Here is a 20670-nt window from a genome sequence, read left to right as displayed (position 1 = left end):
TATAAGCGACCTCCATTCGTCCGCCCCACTCATCATGGATTCGCTTCTATCGTCCGGGCGATGGTCGGGGCGAAGGCCTTGCCCGTCACGCCGACGAGTGCTCGTGCGGCGGCGTTTCGCGCGGTGAGGCCACGGGCGGTTCGCGGAACCAATACGGAGGCCATCGGCCCGATCTGACGCTGCTTCGGGTTGACCAGCCGCCGGTGCGTCGCTTCGTACTGTCGGAAGGCTCGGGCGTGGTCCTCAGGATGTGCGTGCAATGCCTCCGCAAGCGTGTGAGCGCCTGCCACCGCCAGCGTCGATCCGTCCCCGAACACCGCGACACTCGACGCCGAATCGCCGAGGAGGCCCACCCTGCCTCGCGACCACCCGTCGATCCGGATCGCGTTGAGGCGGTCGAAGTAGGGATCAGGATGCTCGCGGAACGCTTCCACCAACTCGGGGGCTCGCCAGCCAGCGCCGTCGTACGCGTCTGCCAGTATGCGCTTCTGCGTGACCCGGTCGCGGCGGTCGTATCCGTCTGTAGTCCCGCGGAACACGAACATCGCCATCGGCTGGTCCCGTCCTGGATGAACGAGCAGCAGTCGGCCAGGGCTGTTGTGCACCACCATGTCGTGCGGAAATTCGATCGCCTCGGCCGGCAACGGCACGGTCGCCAGGTACATGCCCAGATCGCGTGCGTACTGCTGCTCCGGCCCGAATGCCAGTCGTCGCACCGTCGAGTGGATGCCGTCGCTTCCGATCACGAGGTCGAAGCGGCGCGGGGCGGCCTGCTCGAAGGTGACGTCGACACCAGCCGGGTCCTGGGTTAGGTCCACGACGGTATCGCCGAACAAGAACTCTGCACCGTCATGCGCGGCCTCGTACACGATCGTGGCCAAGTCTGCGCGACTGATCTCGACATCCCTCCTTTTCTCGGAGGTCATCGGTAGCCGCGCCATCGGACGGCCGGCGAGGTCAAGGAGGGTCGTGCCGGTCACCCCGGTCGCAGCGGCTTGAAGCTGCGGCATGATGCGCATCTTCTCGGCGACCTGGACAGCCGGACCCTTGACATCGACGGGGTTGCCGCTGGATCGCAGCCCTCGCGCCTTCTCGACGACGACGGGGTGGAAGTTGAATCGGGCCAACCAGTAAGCAAGGGCCGGGCCTGCGACACCGGCACCCAGGATCAGTACTTCTCTGTTGGGCATGCCACAACCATAGGTGCACTCAATGCAGAGATGCAATGGATGCAATACGGAAGTGAGTGCCATCACAGAAGTGCATTAGGTGTCTGACTGCATCCAGTGCGGGATCGGGTTGGCCGTATAGAGTTGGGGAGTGTCTCTTATCGATCGGCGACGAGCTCGCACGCGGCGAGCTCTCGTTGAAGCCGCGACCGAGCTCTTCGAGCGCAAGGGTTACGAGGGCACCACCGTCGCCGATATCGCAGCTGCTGCCGAGATCGGAACCCGCACGTTCTTCAGCTACTTCGCGAGCAAGGAAGACGTGCTGTTCCCTGACGCCGATGCTCGAGTACGCGCCGCCGTCGAGATCGTGAAGAACCACAAGGCGGGCGAAGCACCTGCCCAGCTGCTGATGCGGGCGATGAAGTACCTCGCCAGCGCCGACAACGACCTCCCCGGCGGGTTTGCGGCGCTACGGCTGCGTCTGTTTCGGGATGTGCCAGCGGTACGGGGACGTGCCCTGCAACTTCTGTGCGAGGCGATGCTCGAAATCGCCAAGCACCTCGCGGCCGCGTTCCCGGAGCAACTCGACGAGGCGAGCGCGGTAGCGCTGTCCGGGGCCGTCACCGGAGCCGTCCTGGGCGCCCTGTACCACCTACTCGAAAAGTCGGATCAGGCATTGGATCCGGATCCGGTTGCGCTCTGCGACGCCGGACGCCAAGCCATCCAGGTAGCGCTGGCTCCCTGGCTACGTCCGTGACTTCATGGAGACGATCGACGTCGCCGTAAGCGGTACGCCAGCGTGTCAGGCGCCCTCGACGTCAGCCAGCGAAGGTGGAGGCGGCAAGGGCAACGACCTGCGGTCCTGCCGACAGGCCGGGCCTGCTCCTCGTCGGCGTCCTCACCGCTTGGCTGGGGCGGCTGCTATTGATTTCTGACACACATCTTGGATGCTGTTGGTGATCTTCATCTGGTGAGGGGAATCGGTCGGGTGCTCTCGCTCGTGGCCCTGCACCGTGAACTACCTGGAAGTCCTGACCGTCCTCACCCCAGCCCGCTCCCGAAACGGAACTGCTCTCACGATGACCGCCTTTCGTATCAGCCCCGCCGTCGCCAACGCCTTCCCCGACACCCTGATCGCCGTCGTCACCGCCACCGGCCTGCGCGGTCGCCAGCTCTGGCCCCGAACAGCCGCCGCGGTGAAGGTCCTGGAGCAGGACCTCGCCGTCGGCGCCTGGACCCCCGCCGACGAGAGCGACCCACGCATCGAAGCGTGGCACACCGCCTACCGCTCCTTCGGCACCAATCCCCGCCGTATCCGGCCCAGCGTCGACGCCCTCGGCCGCCGCCTGGCGAAGAAGGGCACGCTGCCCCGGATCAACCCGGCCGTCGACTCCTACAACGCCGTCTCCGTCCGTCACGGCCTGCCCGCCGGCGCCTTCGATCTCGACCACGTCACCGGCGACGTCGAGATCCGCTACGCCGAGGGCACCGAGACCTTCACCCCGCTCGGCGAACCCGACACCGTCGAGAACCCCAAGGCCGGGGAGATCATCTACACCGACACCACCGATGTCCTCACGCGGCATTGGAACCACCGCGACGCTCACCGCACCCGCGTCACCGAGGACTCCACCCACGTCGCCTTCGTCCTGGAAACCCTTCACGCCACCCGCGACGGCCACCTCCTGACCACCGCTGCCGACGAATTGCGGGACCTACTCACCGAACACTGCGCCCAGAGCACCGTCCACTACCTCAGGCCCGCACACCCGCAGGCGACCCTCTGACGCCACGCCCCTGGCATCCCGGTGACGGCGAAGGCTGAGCAGCACCTTGTTCGGACCTTGGGGCTCACTCCTGGCCACCGCCTTCGCGCGTGTACGCTCTTGCGCTGTTCATGTCGCCGTCGCTGTCGGGCGGACCGCCGGAGGTCAGCTGGCCGAGTGGTTGATCACGGGGAGGAGCAGCCGGGAGGGGTGGTCCCCGCCGGTGTGGACGGTGTGTCGGCCGGCGTTGTGTGGTTCCTGGTGGTGGATGACCGCCGGCACTCCGGGATAGGTGTAGTAATCGCTGCCCTTCACCCGCACCGCCAGGCGCTCCCCGGCCCGGAACAGGGTTGAGGACGGCCAGATCTCGATGTCGACGAGGATGGGACGGCCGGGCTCGAGCGGCACGGATCGGGCGTGGGTGTGCCACGGCTGCTGCGGGGTCGAACGCTCGACATCAAGGTCACGGTGGCTGGCACGAAGCCACCCGAGGGCAACCGGCCCGTCGTGGAACATGGACTGGAACGGGAATGGCACCCGCACGCCGTTACGGTCGAACTTCTCCACGGCCACGAAGAGATCGGCCTCGTCCGTCTCGCTCTCCACCCACAGCTGCAGGGACATGGTGCCGGTGACTTCGGTGTCCTCGTCGAGGGCAACCGAGAACTCGAGAAAATCCTTCGGGTTCTCGGAGTCGTAGCTGAGGCTGGACGCCGCTGGAAGGTCCTTAGTAAGAGCGCCGGCTGCGGCATCGAGGAACAGCGGTGTCGAGACGGTACCCTCGAGCGGCCAGGTGTTCTCGGCTCGTACCTCGCCCACAAAATGCGACTCGCGCACCTCGATGTTCAGCCGCGGCCAGTCCAGCGTGGCGCCGGGTGCCTCTTTCAGGAATGTCGTGAAGAATTCCAGCTGCCGGTCCAGGCTCTCGGGGCGGTAGTAATAGGGCCACTTCATGCGGCCATGCACCTCGAGCCACTTCTCACGGGAGCCGGCCTGTTTGAATCCCTCGATCGTGCCCCGGGTGTGAATGCCGTGGTCGCCCCAGTCCACGACGGCGTACAGCGGCACCTCGATCCTCGACAGGTCGGGCGTTCTCGCCTTCCAGTACGCATCGAAGTGCGGGTGCTGCTTGCACAGCTCGACGACGTCCTCCACCCGGTTGCGGGAATAGGCCGTGGACTCGATCCACCACCCGCGGAAACGGGTCTCCCGGATCCCGCCCTGCATGGCGATGTCACGGTAGGGGTCGGAGTATCCCTCCCACGGGTTGATGGCGAACAGGTGCGGCGGCCGGGTTGCCGCCACGTTCCACTGACTCCACGCCAGGTAGGACACACCGGTCATGCCGACCCGTCCGTTGCTCCACGGCTGGCCGGCTGCCCACTCGACTATGTCGTACCCGTCGGCGGCCTCCTGCTGCGAATGGAACGTCAAGGACCCCTCCGATCCCCACGATCCGCGGGAATCCGCGTTAACGACCGCGAAGCCCTGATTGCACCAATACAGCGGGTCGGGGCCCTCCCACACGGTGTAGTGCGATACCGAGACACCCGTCGTTCCCGGGTCGACGAACCTGCGGTCATCCTGCCCGGCTTGCGGGTACAGCATGTGGAACCCCTTGCGGGCATGTTTTCCGTACGGGCTGTAGGTGAACAGCACCGGCAGGTCCCACTGCCCCTCCGGGCGGAAGACGTCTACGCGCAGCACGACGCCGTCCCGCATCGGGACGGCCACATCGCGCTCGACGATCAGGCCGTGCTCGACGCGGCGGGAAGGAGCCAGGCCGGGGTACTTCCCCTCTTCCGGTGGGATCGGCAGTCGGTAGAGGATTTCGAAGCTTTCGTTGTTGGACATGACAAGCCTTTCGCATGACTCTTCCTCGAAGGAGGCAGGGTGAAATGGTGCTACGAGTTCGTGAGCAGATACTCCTTCGAGGCTTCGCCCGCTTCTGTGAGCTTCTCGAAGTCCTGGCCCACGAGGCGGCCGCCCCATTTGGCCACGACGCCGTTGACGAAGACGGCATCGACATTCTCGATGGCGGCGAAGTTCACGACCGTTCCAATGGTAGAGCCCGCGCTGCGCGTATTCACCTTGTCGAGCGAGAGGATGACCAGGTCGGCTTTCTTGCCGCTTGTGAGTGTACCGATGCGATGTGGCAATGCGGCATTCAGCGCACCACCGATCGTCGCTGCCTTGAGTGCGTCCAGGGGCCCATAAGGAACTGGGTTATCCGCCGCGCCGGATTGCTGTTCACTGAGGCTCAGACCACGTTGCACCGTCTGCAGAACGCGCATCTCGGTGAAGAGGTCGTGCCCGTAGGCCAACTCGTTGTCCGAGCTGATGCCCTCTTGGATATTGCGCCGATTCGCCTCGAGGATCGGGATAAAAGACCCGAGCCCGAGGTGCGGATCCGACCGGGGAACGACATTCACCGCGGCGCCGCTTTCGGCAATGGCGTCCCACGACCTGTCCGTCAACCCTGAGCAGTGGTTGAGGGTGTGTCCCGAGTGTAGGAGGCCGGAGGTGAGGAGCTGTTCGGAATCGGTGACCCACCCCCCCAGTTCCGAGGACACGTCGATGCCGTGTTCGGCCGCGAACCGCCAGGTCTCGAGCGTCGGCCAGCTGTCCATCATCCGGATGGTGATGAGTCCGTCGGCCGACGCATATGTGTCGCGCAGGCGCAGGACGTCGGCCGGGAGCTGGTGGTTGTGATCGCCCTCCACGGCCGGCCCCGCCGCGTATACGGCCCGGATTCCCGATCCGCGTAGGGCCTCGATCGCTGCATCCGAGTGCTCCGCACTGCGCGAGTTGTGACTGTTGTCGACAATCGTCGTCGTGCCGGCGTTCAACGCCCGCGCCGCGGTCAGTCGCTCGGCGATGGCGATGTCCTCGGGTCGGTAGGCTTTCCCCAGCTTTCCGTGGGTCAGGGCCATGTATTCCGCGAAGGTCGCGTCAGGAGCAATGCCACGCAGTTGGCCCTCCCAGGCGTGGATGTGCGAGTCCACCAGTCCGGGAATGACGATCGACCCGGCGAGGTTGACGACAATGGCATTGCCGCCCACACGTGCTGCCAGATCCGGTCCGACCGCCTCGATCGTGTCACCCGCGATGAGGATGTCGCCATGGAATTCGCCCGGACTGTCCATGGTAATGACGTGCGCGCCGGTGAGCAGAATGCGCCGACTCTTGTCACCCGCTGTGGCGGTTATCTTGTCCAGCTGTTCGGACTGCTGCGACGTTGACATGTTGTCATACCTATCGTCTGGGGCTGCGATGCCGGTACGGCTGGGATTCGATGAGAATTTAACGGGCCGACGGCGCGGGCGCCGTGACTCAAGTTACGGCTGCCGGCCGACGACCTCGCTAGCTTCAGTTATTGATGCCAACGCGTTCAGGAGGCCACGTGCTCGGTGCGCGAGTCGCACCGAGCACGTGGGAGTTCCTGATCAACAAGGAGGAAGTCATGGCGACCAGCGTCGATACCGGCTCGCAGCAGCAGGAGCTGTTCATCGGGGGCAGTTGGACGGCGGCGGCCAACGGCGCCGTGTACGAGTCGCTGGACCCGTACACGGGCGAGGTCGCCTGCCAGGCGGCTGCCGCCTCGGTGGTGGATGTCAACCATGCGGTGGATGCCGCGAGTGCGGCCTTCCCGAACTGGGCCGGCCGTTCGCCTGCCGAGCGATCACGGATCCTGCTCGCCTGCGCGGACGCGATCGAGGCGCGCTCTGCGGAGATCTCTGAGGCGGTGACCGCAGAGATGGGCGGGCCGGCCGGGTGGGGTCACTTCAACATCAAAATCCTGGTCGACAAGGTTCGGTACGCCGCGATGTCCGCCTATGAGGGCCTGACGGGCGAGGTCATTCCGTCGGAGGATCCCCGTCGTACCGCACTGGCCATCCGCAAGCCGGTCGGCGTCGTGGCGAGCATCGTGCCCTGGAACGCCCCGGTCCTACTCGTGGGCGCATCCGTGCCAGCGGCTCTTGTACTCGGCAACACCGTGGTGATGAAGGCTTCCGAGCAGACCCCCCGCACGCACGGACTGGTTGCGTCCTGCTTCGCCGAGGGCGGCCTGCCGGACGGCGTGATAAACCTGATCACGAACGACCCCAAGGACGCAGCCGAGGTCGTCGACGCGCTCGTCTCCCACGAGGCTGTGCGACGTGTTCACTTCACCGGATCGACGCGGATCGGGCGGGTCATCGCCGAGCTGGCCGGCAAGACGCTCACGCCGGTCGTGTTGGAGCTCGGCGGCCACTCTCCCCTCATCGTCCTGGCCGACGCCGATCTGGACGTCGCGGTCAGCGCGGCCGCCTTCGGTTCGTTCGCCAACACCGGACAGGGTTGCCTATCCACCGGCCGGATCGTGGTGGACCGCAGCATCGCCGACGAGTTCAGCCGCCGCCTGGTCGAGGTCGCGCATTCGATCGTCTACGGCGATCCCCGTCGCAAGGAGTCGATGTTCGGTCCGCTGATCAACGCGAACTCCATGAAACACGTCCAGGAGCTCGTCGCCGATGCGGTCGCAGGAGGAGCCGACCTGCTCGCGGGTGGAGTCGCCGACGGGCCGTGCTTCGCGCCGACCGTGCTCGCTGGAGTCACCCCGGCCATGCGTGCCTATCGGGAAGAGTCGTTCGGGCCCATGGTGACAATTATTTCGGTCGACGGCCCCGAAGAAGCCCTTGCCGTCGCGAACGACAACGAGTACGGACTCAGCTCGGCGATCTTCAGCCGGAATGTGACTCTCGCGCTCGATCTGGCCAAGCGGCTGGAGGTCGGCATGTGCCACATCAACGGCGCGACGCTGGACGACGAGGCGCAGATGCCCTTCGGCGGCGTGAAGAACAGCGGCTATGGGAAGTCCGGTGGCCGCACCGGCCTCGCCGAGTTCACCGAGGTCCAGTGGATCACCATCGAGGGCCCGGACACTCCGCGCTACCCGATCTCGGAGTAGCCGAGGTCCCGCCCACGCCTGCCAGGGCGCAATGGTCGATTCCAGACGGCGCCCAGAAGGAGGAGCAATGGAGTTCTTGGTCAGGTTCGAGACCAACCTTCCCGACACGATGCCCGTCGCTGAACGGAACCGATTGAAAGGTCTCGAACGTAACCGCGCACAGCAGCTGCGAAGTGAGGGAACGCTTCTGCGCCTCTGGCGGGTCCCCGGAAGGCGAGCTGTGATCGGGCTCTGGGACGCCGCGGACGCCACCCACCTGCACGACGCGCTGGCGTCCCTGCCCGCCTTCTCCTGGATGGACGTCACGGTTGAGGCGCTCGCCACCCATCCTCAGGAGCAGCCATGACCAGCAAGCCAGCCGTGTCCGGGACGTACGTCTTCGACATCGCGGACAACCGTCAGGGGTATGCGATCAACAAGCTGTGCTCGACGCTGACGACGCCAGCAAGTCGGGCGAGCTTCCTCGCCGACGAGGCGGATTACTGCGATCGCTTCGACATGAAGCCCCTGCAACGTACTGCGTTGCTCGAGCGTGACTGGCGGTTGCTGCTGGACCTCGGGGGCTCGATCTTCTACGTCTACAAGCTGGCGATGGTGGACAAGTTGTCGATGCAGGACCTCGGGGGCGTCTTCACCGGCATGACGACCGAGGACTTCGCCGCGGCAATGAGGGCAGGAGGACGTCGCTGTGGCTGAGGTGATCTGGGGGCTGGCGACGAGCCACGTCCCGTCCATCGGCGCTGCCATGGACAACCACAGGACGCAGGTGCCCTATTGGAAGCCGCTGTTCGACGGCTACCAGCAGGCCCGCGACTGGATGGCCGAACACACGCCCGACGTCATCGTCCTGGTGTACAACGATCACGCTAACGCGATCGGCCTGGACCTCGTCCCGACCTTCGCGTTGGCAACGGCGGCCAGCTTCCCGGTGGCCGACGAGGGCTGGGGACCCCGTCCCGTCCCGACCGTGTACGGCCATCCCGGTCTCGCGCAGCACCTTGTCGAGAGCCTCGTCGACGACGCGTTCGACATCACGGTCGCGCATCAACTCGCGGTAGATCACGGCTTCACGGTTCCGCTCTCGGTGTACGACCCCGACCCGGGTGATACCTGGCCGTGTCCGGTGATTCCGCTGCTGGTCAACGTCATTCAGTACCCGCAGCCCACCGCGGCCCGGTGTTATGACCTCGGCAAGGCCCTGGGCAGAGCCATTCGCGCCTACCCTGACGACCTGAAGGTCGCCGTGTTTGGCACCGGCGGGATGTCGCACCAGCTTGCCGGGGAACGCGCCGGCCTGATCAATCCGGTCTTCGACGCGATGTTCATGAGCAAGATTCAGTGCGATCCGCAGGCACTGGCGTCCCTCAGCCGCGAAACGTACATCACGGAGGCTGGCTCCGAAGGTATCGAGATGATCATGTGGCTGGTCATGCGCGGTGCGATGGACGAGGACATCACGAGGATCTCGGACGCCTATCACGTGCCGGCGTCCAACACCGCCGCGGCGCTTGCGCTTTTTGAGAACAAGGCATCAGGACGGTGACCAACTTTGTTCTCCTGCACGGGGCGTGGCACGGGGGTTGGTGCTGGGCGAGGGTGGCCACCCGCCTCCGCGCTGCCGGGCACTCGGTGTTCAGCCCGACGTTCACCGGCGTGAGTGACCGCGCGCATCTGTTGTCCCCGCAGGTCGATCTGATCACGCACGTCGACGACGTCGTGCGGCTGATGGACGCCGAGGACCTGCACGACGTGATCCTCGTCGGCCACAGCTATGCGGGAATGGTGGTCGCCGGCGTCGCCGAGCAGCGCCCTGACCGGATCCGAACCCGGGTGTACCTGGACGCTTTCTTCCCGCGCGGCGGCGAGTCCGCGATCGATCTGCTGCCCGACCGCATCGCCCACCACTACCGCGAATCCGTCAGCGGCCCAGGATTCGGTTGGCTCATCCCGCCGCGGTCGCTCGAGGTGCTGGGTGTCACGGCCACCGAAGACATCGACTGGCTGACTCCCCGTCTCACGCCGCAACCGTGGGCCACCTACACAGCGGCAGTCACGCTGACTGCGCGGGAACGAGACGTGCCGGCGGTCTACATCGAGTGCACGTCCTGGATGCGCGTCTTCGCCTCGTCGGCCGAACGGGCGCGCGAACTCGGGTGGCCCGGGTACGAACTCGACACCGGACACGAGGCGATGGTGACCACGCCGGAACCACTGGCGCTGCTTCTCGACCAACTGGCCGTCTGAGTGAATGGCCAGCACGCGGCGTTGATGTGGCGTCGCGCGGAGGCCGAAGCGGCCGCAGCCGCGCTCGGTGCGGAGATCGAGTTCCTCCATGCCGGGGACTATCCCTTGCTCGAGAGCCATGACCTCGTCGATCGACTCGTGCGCATCTTCCGGCCTGTCGACCCCACCGTGGTGCTGACCCACCCGTACAACGGTGATCACCCCGCAGCCGCTCGCATGGCGATCCAGCCCCGGATCCTGGCCCAGGCGATCGGGTACGACGCGCCCGGCGAGCCGATCGGTGCGCCGCCGGTCTTCTTCTTCGAACCGCATCAGCCAGAGCAGAGCGACTTCAAAACCGATCTGCTGCTCGACATCACGAAGGCGTTCCCGGCCAAACGCGCAGCCATGGAGTGCCTGTCGGCGCAGCGGTACATGTGGGTCTACTACACCGATCTGGCCGAGCGCCGCGGCGTCCAGGTCACGAGAAATTCTGAGCCCAACCTGGGACGGACCACGACAGCCAAAGGTGAGGCGTACATGCGGTACTACGCCCAGGTGACGGACGCGCTCCGATGAAGACCGTCATCGTCACCAACTGTCCCCGGGCGGACGCCGCCGAGATCAAGCGGCTCGCTGGCTTCGGCGTCGCCACGGTGCACGAAGCACTGGGCCGGGTCGGTCTGGTCGGCGCGGGCATCAGGCCGATCCAGCACGATGTCCGCGCGGCCGGCAACGCCGTCACGGTGCTGAGCTGGCCCGGTGACAACCTCATGATCCACGCGGCCATCGAGCAGTGCCGTGCCGGAGATTTCCTCGTCGTCGCCACGACGTCGCTGTCCAGCGACGGGATGTTCGGTGAGCTGTTCGCCACGGCGTTGCAACGACGGGGGGTTCCGCGGGCTGGTGATCACCGCGGGCGTGCGCGATACCTCGGAGCTGCGCCAGATGCAGTTCCCCGTCTGGTCTGCAGCGATCAACGCGCAGGGCCCCGCCAAGGCGACCGCCGGATCGGTGAACGTGCCGATCGTCGTGGGCGGCGCGGTGGTGCGTCCCGGCGACGTCGTGCTCGCCGCCGACGAGGACGGCGTGCTGGTGGTACCGAGAGAGCGGGTCGGCGACGCCCTTGCGGCTTCCGAGGCGCGTGAGGCCAAGGAGGCCCTGGCCCGGGTTGCCTTCCGGGACGGCCAACTGGGGCTCGTCCGGTACGGCTTGCGCAGCGTGCTAGCCGATCAGGGCGTCGACTACGTCATGTGGGAGGATCAACAGGACCGCTGAGGATCTTCGGGCGGCGGCATGGCATCATCCCCGTGTCAGCGGTGGCAATCATCCGGATGGGCATGTCTCTACAACATGTGGCGCCGTGTGCGAGAGAGAGCGAGCGTGGTGCATGAATGCTCCGGAGTCCCTCCCCGGAGCAGCACGGAATGCGTGGAACGACAGCCTGCTCGCGCAGTTTCCGGAACACGTCGCCGGGGCCCTGGCTGAGCGGGCCACGCTGAGGCACTTCGCCAGCGGCGACGCCATCCACGGCGCGGGGGAGGCGTCGGGAGTGGTGTATCTGATCGTCGAGGGGCTGGCCCGCGTTTTCGTCAGCTCGACAGCCGGCCGCGAGGTGACGGTGCGTTACGCGGCACGTGGTGAGCTGGTCGGCCTGCCTGTCCTGGCGGCCGGCCGCCACAACCCGGGTGTCGCAGTCAAGGTCATGATCGACACCGATTGCGTGTCGTTGTCGGCGAGCAGCCTGTCCCGGCTCGCGGCGACCGAGGTCGGGGTGGCGTGGCCTATCGCGCGGTACATCGCGGAGACGCTGCATCTTTCCGAGCAACTGTGGAGCAACAACGTGTTCCAACAGGTGCCGCCTCGCGTGGCCTATCACCTGTTGGAGCTGTGCACGCGTGAGGCTGGCGGTCTGGTCGTGCACGCCACGCAGGACGAGGTTGCGCGCGCGGTGGGATCAGTGCGCGAGGTCGTCGCCAGAACCCTCGGGGACTTTGCATCCCGCGCCCTCATCGAGCGGGAGCCCCGCATCATTCGCCTGCTGGACCCCGCGGGCCTGCACCGGATCGCGGCCACCCAGCCGCGTTGAGTGCGCCATCCGTCTCACATGAGCGGTGGGGCGAACACCTCGAGCAGCACGGTGTCCTGGGCGAAGGCGGACCTGCCCCATCTGCACGCTTTCACCCGCGTCCTCACACGGGACCACGAGGCAGTGATCGCCGCCCCAACCTCCCGTTCCACAACGGGCGGCGCTGAAGGCGTGAACAACAAGACCATTCTGTGGAATCAGCGATGTCAGGCCGTGTGCTTGTGCATCACATCGAGGTAGTGCCGATCACGGTGCGGCACATGGTTCTCACGGCCGGGCAGACTGAAGACAGCGCAGACCTCGGCGGGCTCGGTGAGGATGCTCGACTGCTCGCCGAAGGTGAGGACGGGGTCGACCTCGTGGTGGCAGCCTGAGGTATCGAGGGCCAGCCATGATCAGTTCCTCGCGGGGAACGGTCGCCTCGAACGACTCGGAGCCAGGCAGTAGGAGCGGTGGGAGACTCGTCGTTGATCCGGGCCAGAGGTTGATCCAGATGCCGCTGACGGCCCTCTGAGTGACGACCAGTCGAAGGCATCCCCACGCATAGGGATAGCCGTCGATGCCGGGGCCCTTCATGAGGATGGCGGGGTGCGGGCGCCCTTGACCCAGGAGGTCCTCGGCCTCGGTCAGGGACATTCCGCAGTGAAGCGGGCTGATCTGGCCGGTTCGGGCGAAGTCGACGAGCGCGTTCATCAAGGTCACGGCAGTGACTGTGACACTCTCCCGGCAGTGTGCGCACTCCGATAGCAGCGCGGTTCGGAGCGTCCCGCCCTGTCGGACGTCGACGAGCGGCAGGAGGCGGGCCGTCGCTGGCACGTTCAGCGCGCGTGGTGTCGGGCCAGCCGGAGTGGGCGTGTCGGCGAGGTGGTCGAGCAGCCGGTCCAGGGCCGCCTGGCCGTCCTCGGCAGCTGCGTGCTCGTCGTCGGTCAGCGGGATGGACACGACCATCTTCTGCAAGTGGCTTTTTGAATTTGCGGAGTTGGGCCATTGTGGAGTCCTTCGGCGTGTGGAAGTCGCAGCGTGCGCAAGCCATGCGGTGCTGGCGCTGCTCGAAGAAGGTGTAGCTGCGATAGCCGTGTCCGAGGTCGTAGTGCTGCCAGGGTTCGTCAGCCGCGGCGGCGCCGGAGGCGACGGCGTCGCGATCGACCATGACCTCAATGGTGCGCACGTTGCGCTCGAAATAGCCGGCTTCGGAGTAGGCACGGACTCATCGGCTCTCGGCGGCGCGACCGTCGCGAGGAACGTGCACACGATCATCGGTCTCGCCGCCTCAGGCGTGGGCGTCGGCTTGGGGCCATCCCGCATGAGGACAGTCCCGCGTCCGGGAGTGCGGTTCTGTGAAGTCACCCCGCGCACGTTCCTGCCCGATCTCGGTCCTGTCCTTCGCGGCCTGCAACCGCTCCCCGGTGCTGCGCGCCTTCCTCGACACCATCCGGAAGGACTGCCCTGACGCCGGTGCCGCACTGGACGACCGGCCCCGGCCCGACACTTGATTCCGGACGGTCATCCCTTCGCACGTGCGTGTTAGGCCTTCCGGCATGGGACGGCCTCGGTGTGATTCGCACGGCGGACACGAGCGAGTCTCAAAAAGTTGCGTCGGCCCGCATGCCGACACCGTCACCGCTCGCCGCAGTCACCGAAGAGACTGAGCACAGACCTGACGGGGTACTCAGGCGGCCCAGGCGGCCGCCCACGACACGGACGACGTTCATTCATGCGATCACGAAGACCAAGCGCGATCCTCGCTGCCGCGTTCTTTGTAGCGGTGACCGCGGCGGTGGGTGCCGGCAGGCTGGCCGTCACAGCTGCGCCCACCAGCGGACTCCAGTTGATCGCCAACGAGTGTGAACACAACTCGAAGTCCACCGCATGCACCAGAGCCTGGTAGAGCAGATGCGGGCCGACGCCGCTGTACCCCCCCCCGGCCGAACACCGTGCCTGAGCAGAAGTGTCGCCGTTATCATTGTCAGGTGATCGGCAACCTTGAGTCGTTCCAGGACGAGCTGGCCGCCAGCGGGTTTCCGCCGCTGGTCAACAAGCTGGCCGGGGCTGGCTTCCGGGGCGCGATCGCCACCCGTGACCTCGGGCCGCTGCGGCTGGTCTCCCTCGACACGCCCGAGAGCGCCTGCATCGGGCGGGAGGACGACGCCTCCGACGGCGAGAACCTGGCGGTCAAGGTGATGGCCCGGGGCTGGACGCGGATCGAGCAAGGGCGCGGCGACGCCGAACTCGGGCCGACCGACCTGGTATTGCTCGATCCCACGCGTACGCTCCGGTTCGAGAGCACCGCCTCGGCGCACGTCACCATCCTGGTTCCGCGCCGGGAGCTTCGGATCCGGCCCGCGCAGATCGACCGGCTCATCGGCGTACGCATCGACGGCAGCCACGGCCCGGGCGCTCTCGTCTCCGTGCTGGCCCGGGAGTCGGCGTGGTCGGCGACTGAGTTCCGCAAGGCGGAGGCGCTGCGGTCGGCGGCGGCCGTCGTCGAGCTGATCGCGGTCGCACTGGAAGCCCGGCTCGGCGACGAACGGCCGGCCCCGGACGAGGGGCTCCGGAGCCGGATCGCCGGCTACATCGACACTCGGCTGGCCGATCCCGATCTGTCCCCGCCTGGCATCGCCGCCGCCCACCACATGTCCGTACGCCGGCTGCACAAGCTGTTCGAGGACCAGCCGCTCACCGTCGCGGCCCTGATCCGCCGTCGCCGCCTGGAGCGTTGTCGGGCCGAGCTGACCGGAAGCGGACGTACGGTCACCGCTGTGGCCGCCCGGTGGGGATTCTCCGATCCCACTCATTTCAGCAAGCTCTTCAAGGCGACGTACGGCTACAACGCCCGTGCGCTGGTTACCAGCAACCGTGCACAGACGACCAAGACGCGCACAGCAGGCCCGGACAAGGATGGTGGTGACCAAGGCAGGCAAGAGCAAGAGGAGAAGTCGTGGCGAAGGTAAACATCGTCGGCCCCGGTGAGGGCGAGATCCTCGGCAGCGGGGCACAGCAGATCCGCATCCTGGAGAACGGCGAGCACACCGACCACCGGCTGGGGTTCGCCGAGGTCACCATTCCGCCGGGCACCCCGAGCCCGTTGCAGCATCGCCACGCCCAGCATGACGAGGGCTTCTACGTGCTGGCGGGAACTTTCCGGTTCACCGTCGGCGAGGACCACTACGACGCCGGGCCGGGCACCTGGGTCATCGTGCCGACCGGGGCGCCGCACACGTTCGCCAACGTCGGCGACGAGAACGCAGTCATGCTGAACACCTTCACGCCGGACCTGTATGTGCAGTACTTCCGCGACTTCAAGGCCATGATCGATTCCGGGCAGCCGGTCAACGCCGAAACCATGCAACCGCTCTGGAAGAACTACGCCACCGAGATCTCGAACGAGTACGCCTCGTGAAGCGCCTCCAGTACGACCGCTACGGCGGCCCGGAGGTGATGCGGCTCGCGGAGTTCGAGCCACCACGCCCGGGTCCGGATGAGGTTCTCGTCCGCGTCCGAGCGGCAGCTTCCAACGCGCTGGACTGGAAGATGCCCAACGGCGAGATGAAGCTGTTGATCGGTCGCTCGTTCCCCCGGGCAATGGGGCACGACTTCGCCGGAGTCGTCGAGGCGGTCGGCACCGGCGTCACCCGCCTGAGGGCTGGCGACGCGGTACTCGGCGCGGCTCAGTTTAGGCAGGCGGGGGCGTTCGCCGAGACGGTGACAATCCCGGAGAAGGCGGTCGTGCTCAAACCGGTGGACCTTTCGTACGAGCAGGCCGCCGCGCTGCCTACGGGGGGCGTGACCGCCTACCAGGCCATGGCGAAGGTCCGTCCCGGGCAGGCGGTCTTCGTCAACGGGTGCCTGGGCGGGGTGGGCCGGGCCGCCGTCCAGTTCGCCCGGGCGCGGGGAGCCTCGGTTGCCGGCAGCTGCCGCAACCCTGCGGCCGACGAGGCCCGCGAGCTCGGCGTCGAGCCGGTCGTGAGTTTCGACTTCGACCCGGCCGCCCTCGTCAAACGGTTCGATCTCGTCCTTGACACGCCCGGCATGCTTCCCTTCGTCGCGGCCCGAACGCTGCTGAAGCCCGGCGGAACCATCGTCGACATCGTCCCGACCCCGGCCAAAATGATCAGAAGCGCACTGCCCGGCCCGTTCCGGGCGATGATGGGCCGGTCGGTGACCGCAGACCTGGAGGACGTGGCCCGGACCCTGCGCCTGCCCATCGCCCGTACGGTCCCGTTAGCCGAGGCGATTCCCGCCCTGACGGAGCTGGAGCGCGAGCAGCGCCCGAAGGGCCGCAAACTGGTCATCACCATGGCCGGAAGCTAAGTTGACGGCGTGCAGATCTTTAACTCGTCTTTTTGGCCTTGGTTTGTGTGGGGTTGGGAGCGAGGAACGTCGCAACGTCTTCTGGTGTGCGGGAGCGGGCGGTGGAGGCGTTGATGTGGTGTCCGCCGGCTTCCAGGACGGCCAGTTGCTGAGGGAGTGTTGCCGTCGGCCCCTGCGACTGAACGCCCTCCACGCGGTCGGCGTAACCGACTGTTCTGACCGCCTGCGGAGCAGGCGGCCGGTTCAGCCTGCCAGCTGCTGCAGCCATTCGCGCAGCAGAGCTGCCTCCGTGTCTCGCAGAGGTACCCCGGTGGTGAACACGGTTTCCAGTGCGGCATCGAGGGCGAGTGCGCGCGAGGCCAGGTCCGACCCGGACGAGGCGGGCGGGTCCGTGGTGAGGGAGGCGATGACGGTGTCCCGCAGCCGTGCCGAAGTGGTCAGGTCCCGCTCCGCGGGCGCTTCGCCGATCAGCGCCAGCGTGGCACCCGTTGTCGCGGCGTGGATGACACGGGTCGCCTGCTTCACCGGAACCCGGAGCCGCCCGGCCCAGCAGTGTGACCAGCAGGGCGTGCGCCTCGTCCGCGGCCGGGGGCCGCCGCCCGGGCTGCACAGTGCCGTACATGAGCATGTAGAACGCGGGATGTCGCACTCCGAAGTCGACGTGCAGGTCCCAGCCACGGTAGAGGTCGGCCACCGGGTCGTCGGGGGTCAGAGCCAGCGCTTCGCGTTTCTCGGCCAGGTAGATCTCGAACCCGTAGGCGGCCAGCTCGGCCAGGAGCCCGTCCTTGTCGTCGAACATCCGGTACAGCGCGGGGGCCGTGATGCCCGCGGCGGCGGCGCGGCCGCGCGCTGTTCGACGGCCTGGTCGTGGGCGATCTTTAGCCGGCGGATCATCTCGGCCCCGCCGTCCGCCGTCTTGGGAATGGCGGTGGCGAAGCCGGCGAGAACTGCGCGGGCGGCGTTCTCCGCATCCAGCGTGTCGGACTTGCCGTTCATCCGCCGCAGCCGTCGGTCCGGCCGGCCGGCCTCGACCACCTTGTGACCGGCCCGGCGAAGGAACGAGGCCAGGGTGGCGCCGTAGGATCCGGTGCCTTCGACCCCGAATGCCAGCACCTTGCCGAACGAGGTTGCCCAGTCCAGGAGTTGCTGGAATCCGCCGGTGTCCGTGGGGATCGTCAATGTCGCCAGGATTCCGCCGATGGTGTCCATGACTGCCGCGACGTGCACATGCTTGTGTGTGTCGACGCCGATCACGACGTGCCCGGACATGTGCTGCTCGTTGGTGTTCACCGCGTTCCTTCCGGCCGGTAGCGTGAAGTGCACGCTGTCGCCGGTCGGACGGACAGGACTGTCACGGGGACGCTTTTGACGAGGTGGCTCCAGGCTCTTATCAGGTCACGTCCGGCCGGCGGCAGCGCTTACTGCGTGCCCGGCCGGACGGTCGACAGATCAACGCCAGGACACCCGTGGGGTCGGTCGTAGCAAGGGTCAGACCGTCACGGCCGGGGCTACCGAATCCTTGCGGGATCCGGTGCCAAGAGACTGACAGTCGTAGGCGTCGCCGACCGAGCCGATCGAGGCCGCGATGCTGGAGGCGTCCAGGTGCTCGGCGAGCCGGAAACCCGTGTATTGGGCGAGTTCAACCAGTCGTTGCAATACCGGGCTGTTGCAGCGAGCGTAGCTGCTCCTCGAAGACCTATGCGGGCGTCCGCCAGCCGAGGGTCTTGCGGGGCCTGTTGTTGATCGCTATGGCGAAGGCTTCGAGGTCTGCGCGAATGTGGTCGGCGATCGCCCAGCCGGCCAGACGCCGCGAGGTGAGGTCGATGACGGTCGCCAGGTAACAGAACTTCCCGCCGTCGAGGGGCAGGTAGGTGATATCGCCGACGTACTTCGTGTTCGGAACCTGGGCGGTGAAGCCGCGGCCGATCAGATCCGGCGCCTTCGAAGCCGTCTGGTCCGTGAAGGTGGTGCGGTGCCGACGCCGCAGGCGCACCCCCCCCCTTGAGCCCGATGGTCCGCATGATCCTCGCGACCCTTTTGTGGTTGACCACCGGGCTGCCCTCGTCACACATGGCTGAGGTTGATCTTGCGCCAGGGCTGTGTGCGGAAGATGGCGCGGGCAGGAAGTCGCCCGTGTTGATCTCAGCGCCGGCCGAGCGATGTGACGACTTCCAGGGCGTCGTCCAGAGGGGCCGGTCGTGCAGGATCCCGGTGGGTAGATGCCGAGCTCTACCCAGCGAGTTCCTTGCGAATGCGGTCGAGCATGAACGCTGAGGATTCCTGGGCGCGTTCTTCCCAGGCGAAGACGCAGGCGGTGGCGACGCCGTCGAAGTCCAGTTCGCGAAGGGTGCCGAAGAAGGCGTCCCAGTTCACCTCGCCCTGGCCGATGTCCAGGTGCTGGTGGATGCGGGCGGTGGTGCCGGGCGGGTTGAGGATGTAGCGCAGACCGCTGGAGCCCTTGTGGTTGAAGGAGTCCGCGATGTGTACGTGCTGCAGCTTGTCACCCGCGTAGCGCATCATCGCCGCGATGTCCGCACCGACGTCCGAGGCACCGGAGAGGTGGAAGGAGTGCGGGGCGCAGTAAAGGTAGTTCACCCAGGTTCTGTTGACGGCGCGGACCAGGTTCACGGCCGGGGTGTTCTCCTCGCAGAAGTCGTCCGGGTGCGCCTCCAGGTTCAGCGCGATGCCCTCCCGCTCGAAGACCGGCAGGAGCTCCTCCATGGACCGCCAGAACGCGGCCTCGCTCGCGGCGGCCTTGTCCGGCCGGCCGTTGAACTCCGAGTTCATCAGCGGGCATTCGAGGTCGGAGGTGATCTCGATCATCCGCCTCCAGTAGCGGACGGCTGCCTGACGCTCGGTTTCGTCGGGTGAGGACCACTTGTAGAGGGGGAGTACGGAGGACAGCTTCACGCTGTGTGTGCGCAGGGCGTTCTTGAGTTCCGCCACCCGCTCGTCGTCCGCCCTGGGGTGCAGGAAGAACGGCATGAAGTCCTCGCGTGGTGACATCTCGATGTATTCGTAGCCGAGTTCGGCGACCGTGCGCACCATCTCGTCGATGGGCAAGACGCGGAACATGTACGGGTCGAGGGCGATCTTCATGCGACACCTCCAGTGTTGGCGTTGCCCGCGTAGAAGGCAGGTCGGGGCTTCATGTCAACGGTCACGACCTGGCTGTCCGACTCCAGGGACTGGACGGCCGCATCGGTGATGACGGTGGCCGCGTAGCCGTCCCAGGCGGACGGTCCGGTCGGCTCCTCGCCGGCCGCGATGCCCGCGATCCACTCGCGGAACTCGGTGTCGAAGGCCTCCGCGAACCGGTCCTTCCAGTCCCGCAGTACCGCAGAGGCGCTCACTCCTTCGGTGCGCAGGGTGACCGCGGCCGGGTCGGGCAGCCGAACCAGGCCCGTCTCGCCGACGGTCTCGCACTGGATGTCGTATCCGTACTGGCAGTTGACGAAGACCTCCAGGTCGATGCGGACCCCGTTCGCGGTCTCGAAGAGCATGATCTGCGGGTCTGTCAGATGCGGGAAGCGGTTGGTCGTGGCACGCGGCCTCAGTACCTGTGCGGAGACGATCTCGTCGTCCAGCAGCCAGCGCAGTACGTCGATCTCGTGGACCGCCGTGTCCTGTGCGGCCATGCGGGAGGTGTACGCCTTGGGGACGGTCGGGTTGCGGTGCGCGCAGTGCACGATCAGCGGGGTGCCGATACCGCCTGAGGCCAGCACCTCCTTCATCCGGCGGTAGCCCGCGTCGTAGCGGCGCATGAAGCCGACCTGGACCAGGCGGCGGCCGTGCGCGCGCTCTGCCTCGACGATGCGCAGACAGTCCTCGGCCGTGGTGGCCAGGGGCTTCTCGCAGAACACCGGCTTTCCGGCGGCGATCGCGTTCAGCACGTGCTCGGCATGGGTGGGACCCCAGGACGTCACGAGTACGACGTCGACGTCCTCCGCCACGATCAGCTCGGAGCCGTCCGCGAGTATCCGGGCGCCGACGCGGGCCGCCGCCTCCTCGGCGTGCGCCGCGTCGATGTCTGTGACGGCGGTGACCTTGGCCCCGGTGACGGTGTCGGTGAGCCGGCGGATGTGTTCCTGGCCGATCCAGCCGGTGCCGATGACCCCTACACGCACAGTCATTGGGTTTCCTTTCTGCAGCTCCCGGACC

Annotated in this window: 21 protein-coding genes and 3 pseudogenes; 15 read left to right on the top strand and 9 right to left on the bottom strand. The window is 66.8% G+C overall.

The window, feature by feature from the left end:
* Window positions 1–32: 32 nt before the first annotated feature.
* The gene (locus IE278_RS37675; RefSeq protein WP_189779511.1) at window positions 33–1190 is read right to left on the bottom strand and encodes an FAD-dependent monooxygenase; all 1158 of its coding nucleotides are present in this window, start codon (window positions 1188–1190) and stop codon (window positions 33–35) included.
* Between the two features lie 130 nt (window positions 1191–1320).
* Here IE278_RS37675 and IE278_RS37670 point away from each other — a divergent pair, with 130 nt between their 5' ends.
* Complete coding sequence (locus tag IE278_RS37670) at window positions 1321–1926, top strand: TetR/AcrR family transcriptional regulator (protein ID WP_189779510.1); 606 nt, start codon at window positions 1321–1323, stop codon at window positions 1924–1926.
* A gap of 322 nt (window positions 1927–2248) precedes the next feature.
* Window positions 2249–2956, top strand: a complete 708-nt coding sequence (locus IE278_RS37665) for a B3/B4 domain-containing protein (protein WP_189779509.1) — start codon at window positions 2249–2251, stop codon at window positions 2954–2956.
* Between the two features lie 144 nt (window positions 2957–3100).
* Here IE278_RS37665 and IE278_RS37660 read toward each other — a convergent pair whose 3' ends face one another.
* Together IE278_RS37660 and IE278_RS37655 are read right to left on the bottom strand one after the other, a co-directional pair.
* The gene (locus IE278_RS37660) at window positions 3101–4789 is read right to left on the bottom strand and encodes a CocE/NonD family hydrolase (protein WP_189779508.1); all 1689 of its coding nucleotides are present in this window, start codon (window positions 4787–4789) and stop codon (window positions 3101–3103) included.
* A gap of 50 nt (window positions 4790–4839) precedes the next feature.
* Window positions 4840–6180, bottom strand: coding sequence for an amidohydrolase family protein (locus IE278_RS37655; RefSeq protein WP_189779507.1), 1341 nt, complete (start codon window positions 6178–6180; stop codon window positions 4840–4842).
* 218 nt (window positions 6181–6398) lie between these two features.
* Between IE278_RS37655 and IE278_RS37650 the strand changes: the two genes are divergently transcribed.
* The 13 genes and pseudogenes from IE278_RS37650 (at window position 6399) to IE278_RS37595 (ending at window position 16509) form a co-directional block, all read left to right on the top strand.
* Complete coding sequence (locus IE278_RS37650; protein ID WP_189779522.1) at window positions 6399–7886, top strand: aldehyde dehydrogenase family protein; 1488 nt, start codon at window positions 6399–6401, stop codon at window positions 7884–7886.
* Between the two features lie 67 nt (window positions 7887–7953).
* Window positions 7954–8232, top strand: coding sequence for a muconolactone Delta-isomerase (locus IE278_RS37645; RefSeq protein ID WP_189779506.1), 279 nt, complete (start codon window positions 7954–7956; stop codon window positions 8230–8232).
* Window positions 8229–8582, top strand: a complete 354-nt coding sequence (locus IE278_RS37640; RefSeq protein WP_189779505.1) for a protocatechuate 3,4-dioxygenase — start codon at window positions 8229–8231, stop codon at window positions 8580–8582. The genes IE278_RS37645 and IE278_RS37640 overlap by 4 nt, the downstream gene beginning before the upstream one ends.
* The gene (locus IE278_RS37635; protein WP_189779504.1) at window positions 8575–9429 is read left to right on the top strand and encodes a class III extradiol dioxygenase subunit beta; all 855 of its coding nucleotides are present in this window, start codon (window positions 8575–8577) and stop codon (window positions 9427–9429) included. Before IE278_RS37640 ends, IE278_RS37635 begins: the two co-directional genes overlap by 8 nt.
* Window positions 9426–10130 carry an alpha/beta fold hydrolase gene (locus IE278_RS37630; RefSeq protein WP_189779503.1) on the top strand — a complete coding sequence of 235 codons (705 nt, stop codon included), beginning with the start codon at window positions 9426–9428 and terminating at the stop codon, window positions 10128–10130. Before IE278_RS37635 ends, IE278_RS37630 begins: the two co-directional genes overlap by 4 nt.
* A gap of 30 nt (window positions 10131–10160) precedes the next feature.
* A pseudogene (locus IE278_RS37625) lies at window positions 10161–10688 on the top strand (PIG-L deacetylase family protein); the annotation flags it as partial.
* Window positions 10685–11387 (top strand): annotated as a pseudogene (locus tag IE278_RS37620) (4-carboxy-4-hydroxy-2-oxoadipate aldolase/oxaloacetate decarboxylase). The pseudogenes IE278_RS37625 and IE278_RS37620, both read left to right, overlap by 4 nt.
* 112 nt (window positions 11388–11499) lie before the next feature.
* Window positions 11500–12198 (top strand): Crp/Fnr family transcriptional regulator, encoded by a 699-nt coding sequence (locus IE278_RS37615; RefSeq protein ID WP_189779502.1) that lies wholly within the window; start codon window positions 11500–11502, stop codon window positions 12196–12198.
* 239 nt (window positions 12199–12437) lie between these two features.
* Window positions 12438–12572 carry a hypothetical protein gene (locus IE278_RS43010; RefSeq protein ID WP_281403205.1) on the top strand — a complete coding sequence of 45 codons (135 nt, stop codon included), beginning with the start codon at window positions 12438–12440 and terminating at the stop codon, window positions 12570–12572.
* A gap of 821 nt (window positions 12573–13393) precedes the next feature.
* Window positions 13394–13691: pseudogene (locus IE278_RS37610) on the top strand (LysR family transcriptional regulator); the annotation flags it as partial.
* Between the two features lie 477 nt (window positions 13692–14168).
* Entirely contained in the window at window positions 14169–15149 is a 981-nt protein-coding gene (locus tag IE278_RS37605; RefSeq protein ID WP_189779501.1) for a helix-turn-helix domain-containing protein, read from the top strand.
* The gene (locus IE278_RS37600) at window positions 15137–15598 is read left to right on the top strand and encodes a cupin domain-containing protein (RefSeq protein ID WP_189779500.1); all 462 of its coding nucleotides are present in this window, start codon (window positions 15137–15139) and stop codon (window positions 15596–15598) included. The genes IE278_RS37605 and IE278_RS37600 overlap by 13 nt, the downstream gene beginning before the upstream one ends.
* Complete coding sequence (locus IE278_RS37595) at window positions 15595–16509, top strand: NAD(P)-dependent alcohol dehydrogenase (protein WP_246571341.1); 915 nt, start codon at window positions 15595–15597, stop codon at window positions 16507–16509. Before IE278_RS37600 ends, IE278_RS37595 begins: the two co-directional genes overlap by 4 nt.
* Before the next feature lie 243 nt (window positions 16510–16752).
* Here IE278_RS37595 and IE278_RS42625 read toward each other — a convergent pair whose 3' ends face one another.
* The 6 genes from IE278_RS42625 to IE278_RS37565 form a co-directional block, all read right to left on the bottom strand.
* Window positions 16753–17034 carry a hypothetical protein gene (locus IE278_RS42625; RefSeq protein ID WP_246571338.1) on the bottom strand — a complete coding sequence of 94 codons (282 nt, stop codon included), beginning with the start codon at window positions 17032–17034 and terminating at the stop codon, window positions 16753–16755.
* Between the two features lie 183 nt (window positions 17035–17217).
* A complete protein-coding gene (locus IE278_RS37585; RefSeq protein ID WP_246571335.1) occupies window positions 17218–17799 on the bottom strand; it encodes an IS110 family transposase in 582 nt (193 codons plus the stop codon).
* A gap of 198 nt (window positions 17800–17997) precedes the next feature.
* The gene (locus IE278_RS37580; protein ID WP_189779499.1) at window positions 17998–18165 is read right to left on the bottom strand and encodes a hypothetical protein; all 168 of its coding nucleotides are present in this window, start codon (window positions 18163–18165) and stop codon (window positions 17998–18000) included.
* A 40-nt stretch (window positions 18166–18205) separates the two neighbouring features.
* Window positions 18206–18502: a DDE-type integrase/transposase/recombinase gene (locus IE278_RS37575; protein WP_189779498.1), complete on the bottom strand. Its 297-nt coding sequence runs from the start codon at window positions 18500–18502 to the stop codon at window positions 18206–18208.
* A gap of 236 nt (window positions 18503–18738) precedes the next feature.
* The gene (locus tag IE278_RS37570) at window positions 18739–19608 is read right to left on the bottom strand and encodes a sugar phosphate isomerase/epimerase family protein (protein ID WP_189779497.1); all 870 of its coding nucleotides are present in this window, start codon (window positions 19606–19608) and stop codon (window positions 18739–18741) included.
* Window positions 19605–20642, bottom strand: a complete 1038-nt coding sequence (locus IE278_RS37565; protein ID WP_189779496.1) for a Gfo/Idh/MocA family protein — start codon at window positions 20640–20642, stop codon at window positions 19605–19607. The genes IE278_RS37570 and IE278_RS37565 overlap by 4 nt, the downstream gene beginning before the upstream one ends.
* Window positions 20643–20670: the final 28 nt, after the last annotated feature.

The organism is Streptomyces tauricus, assembly GCF_014650955.1.
In the GTDB taxonomy this organism is placed as follows: Bacteria; Actinomycetota; Actinomycetes; order Streptomycetales; family Streptomycetaceae; genus Streptomyces; species Streptomyces tauricus.
The sequence above is the reverse complement of the archived record's forward strand: the minus strand, read 5'-3'. Positions and strand labels throughout refer to the sequence as shown.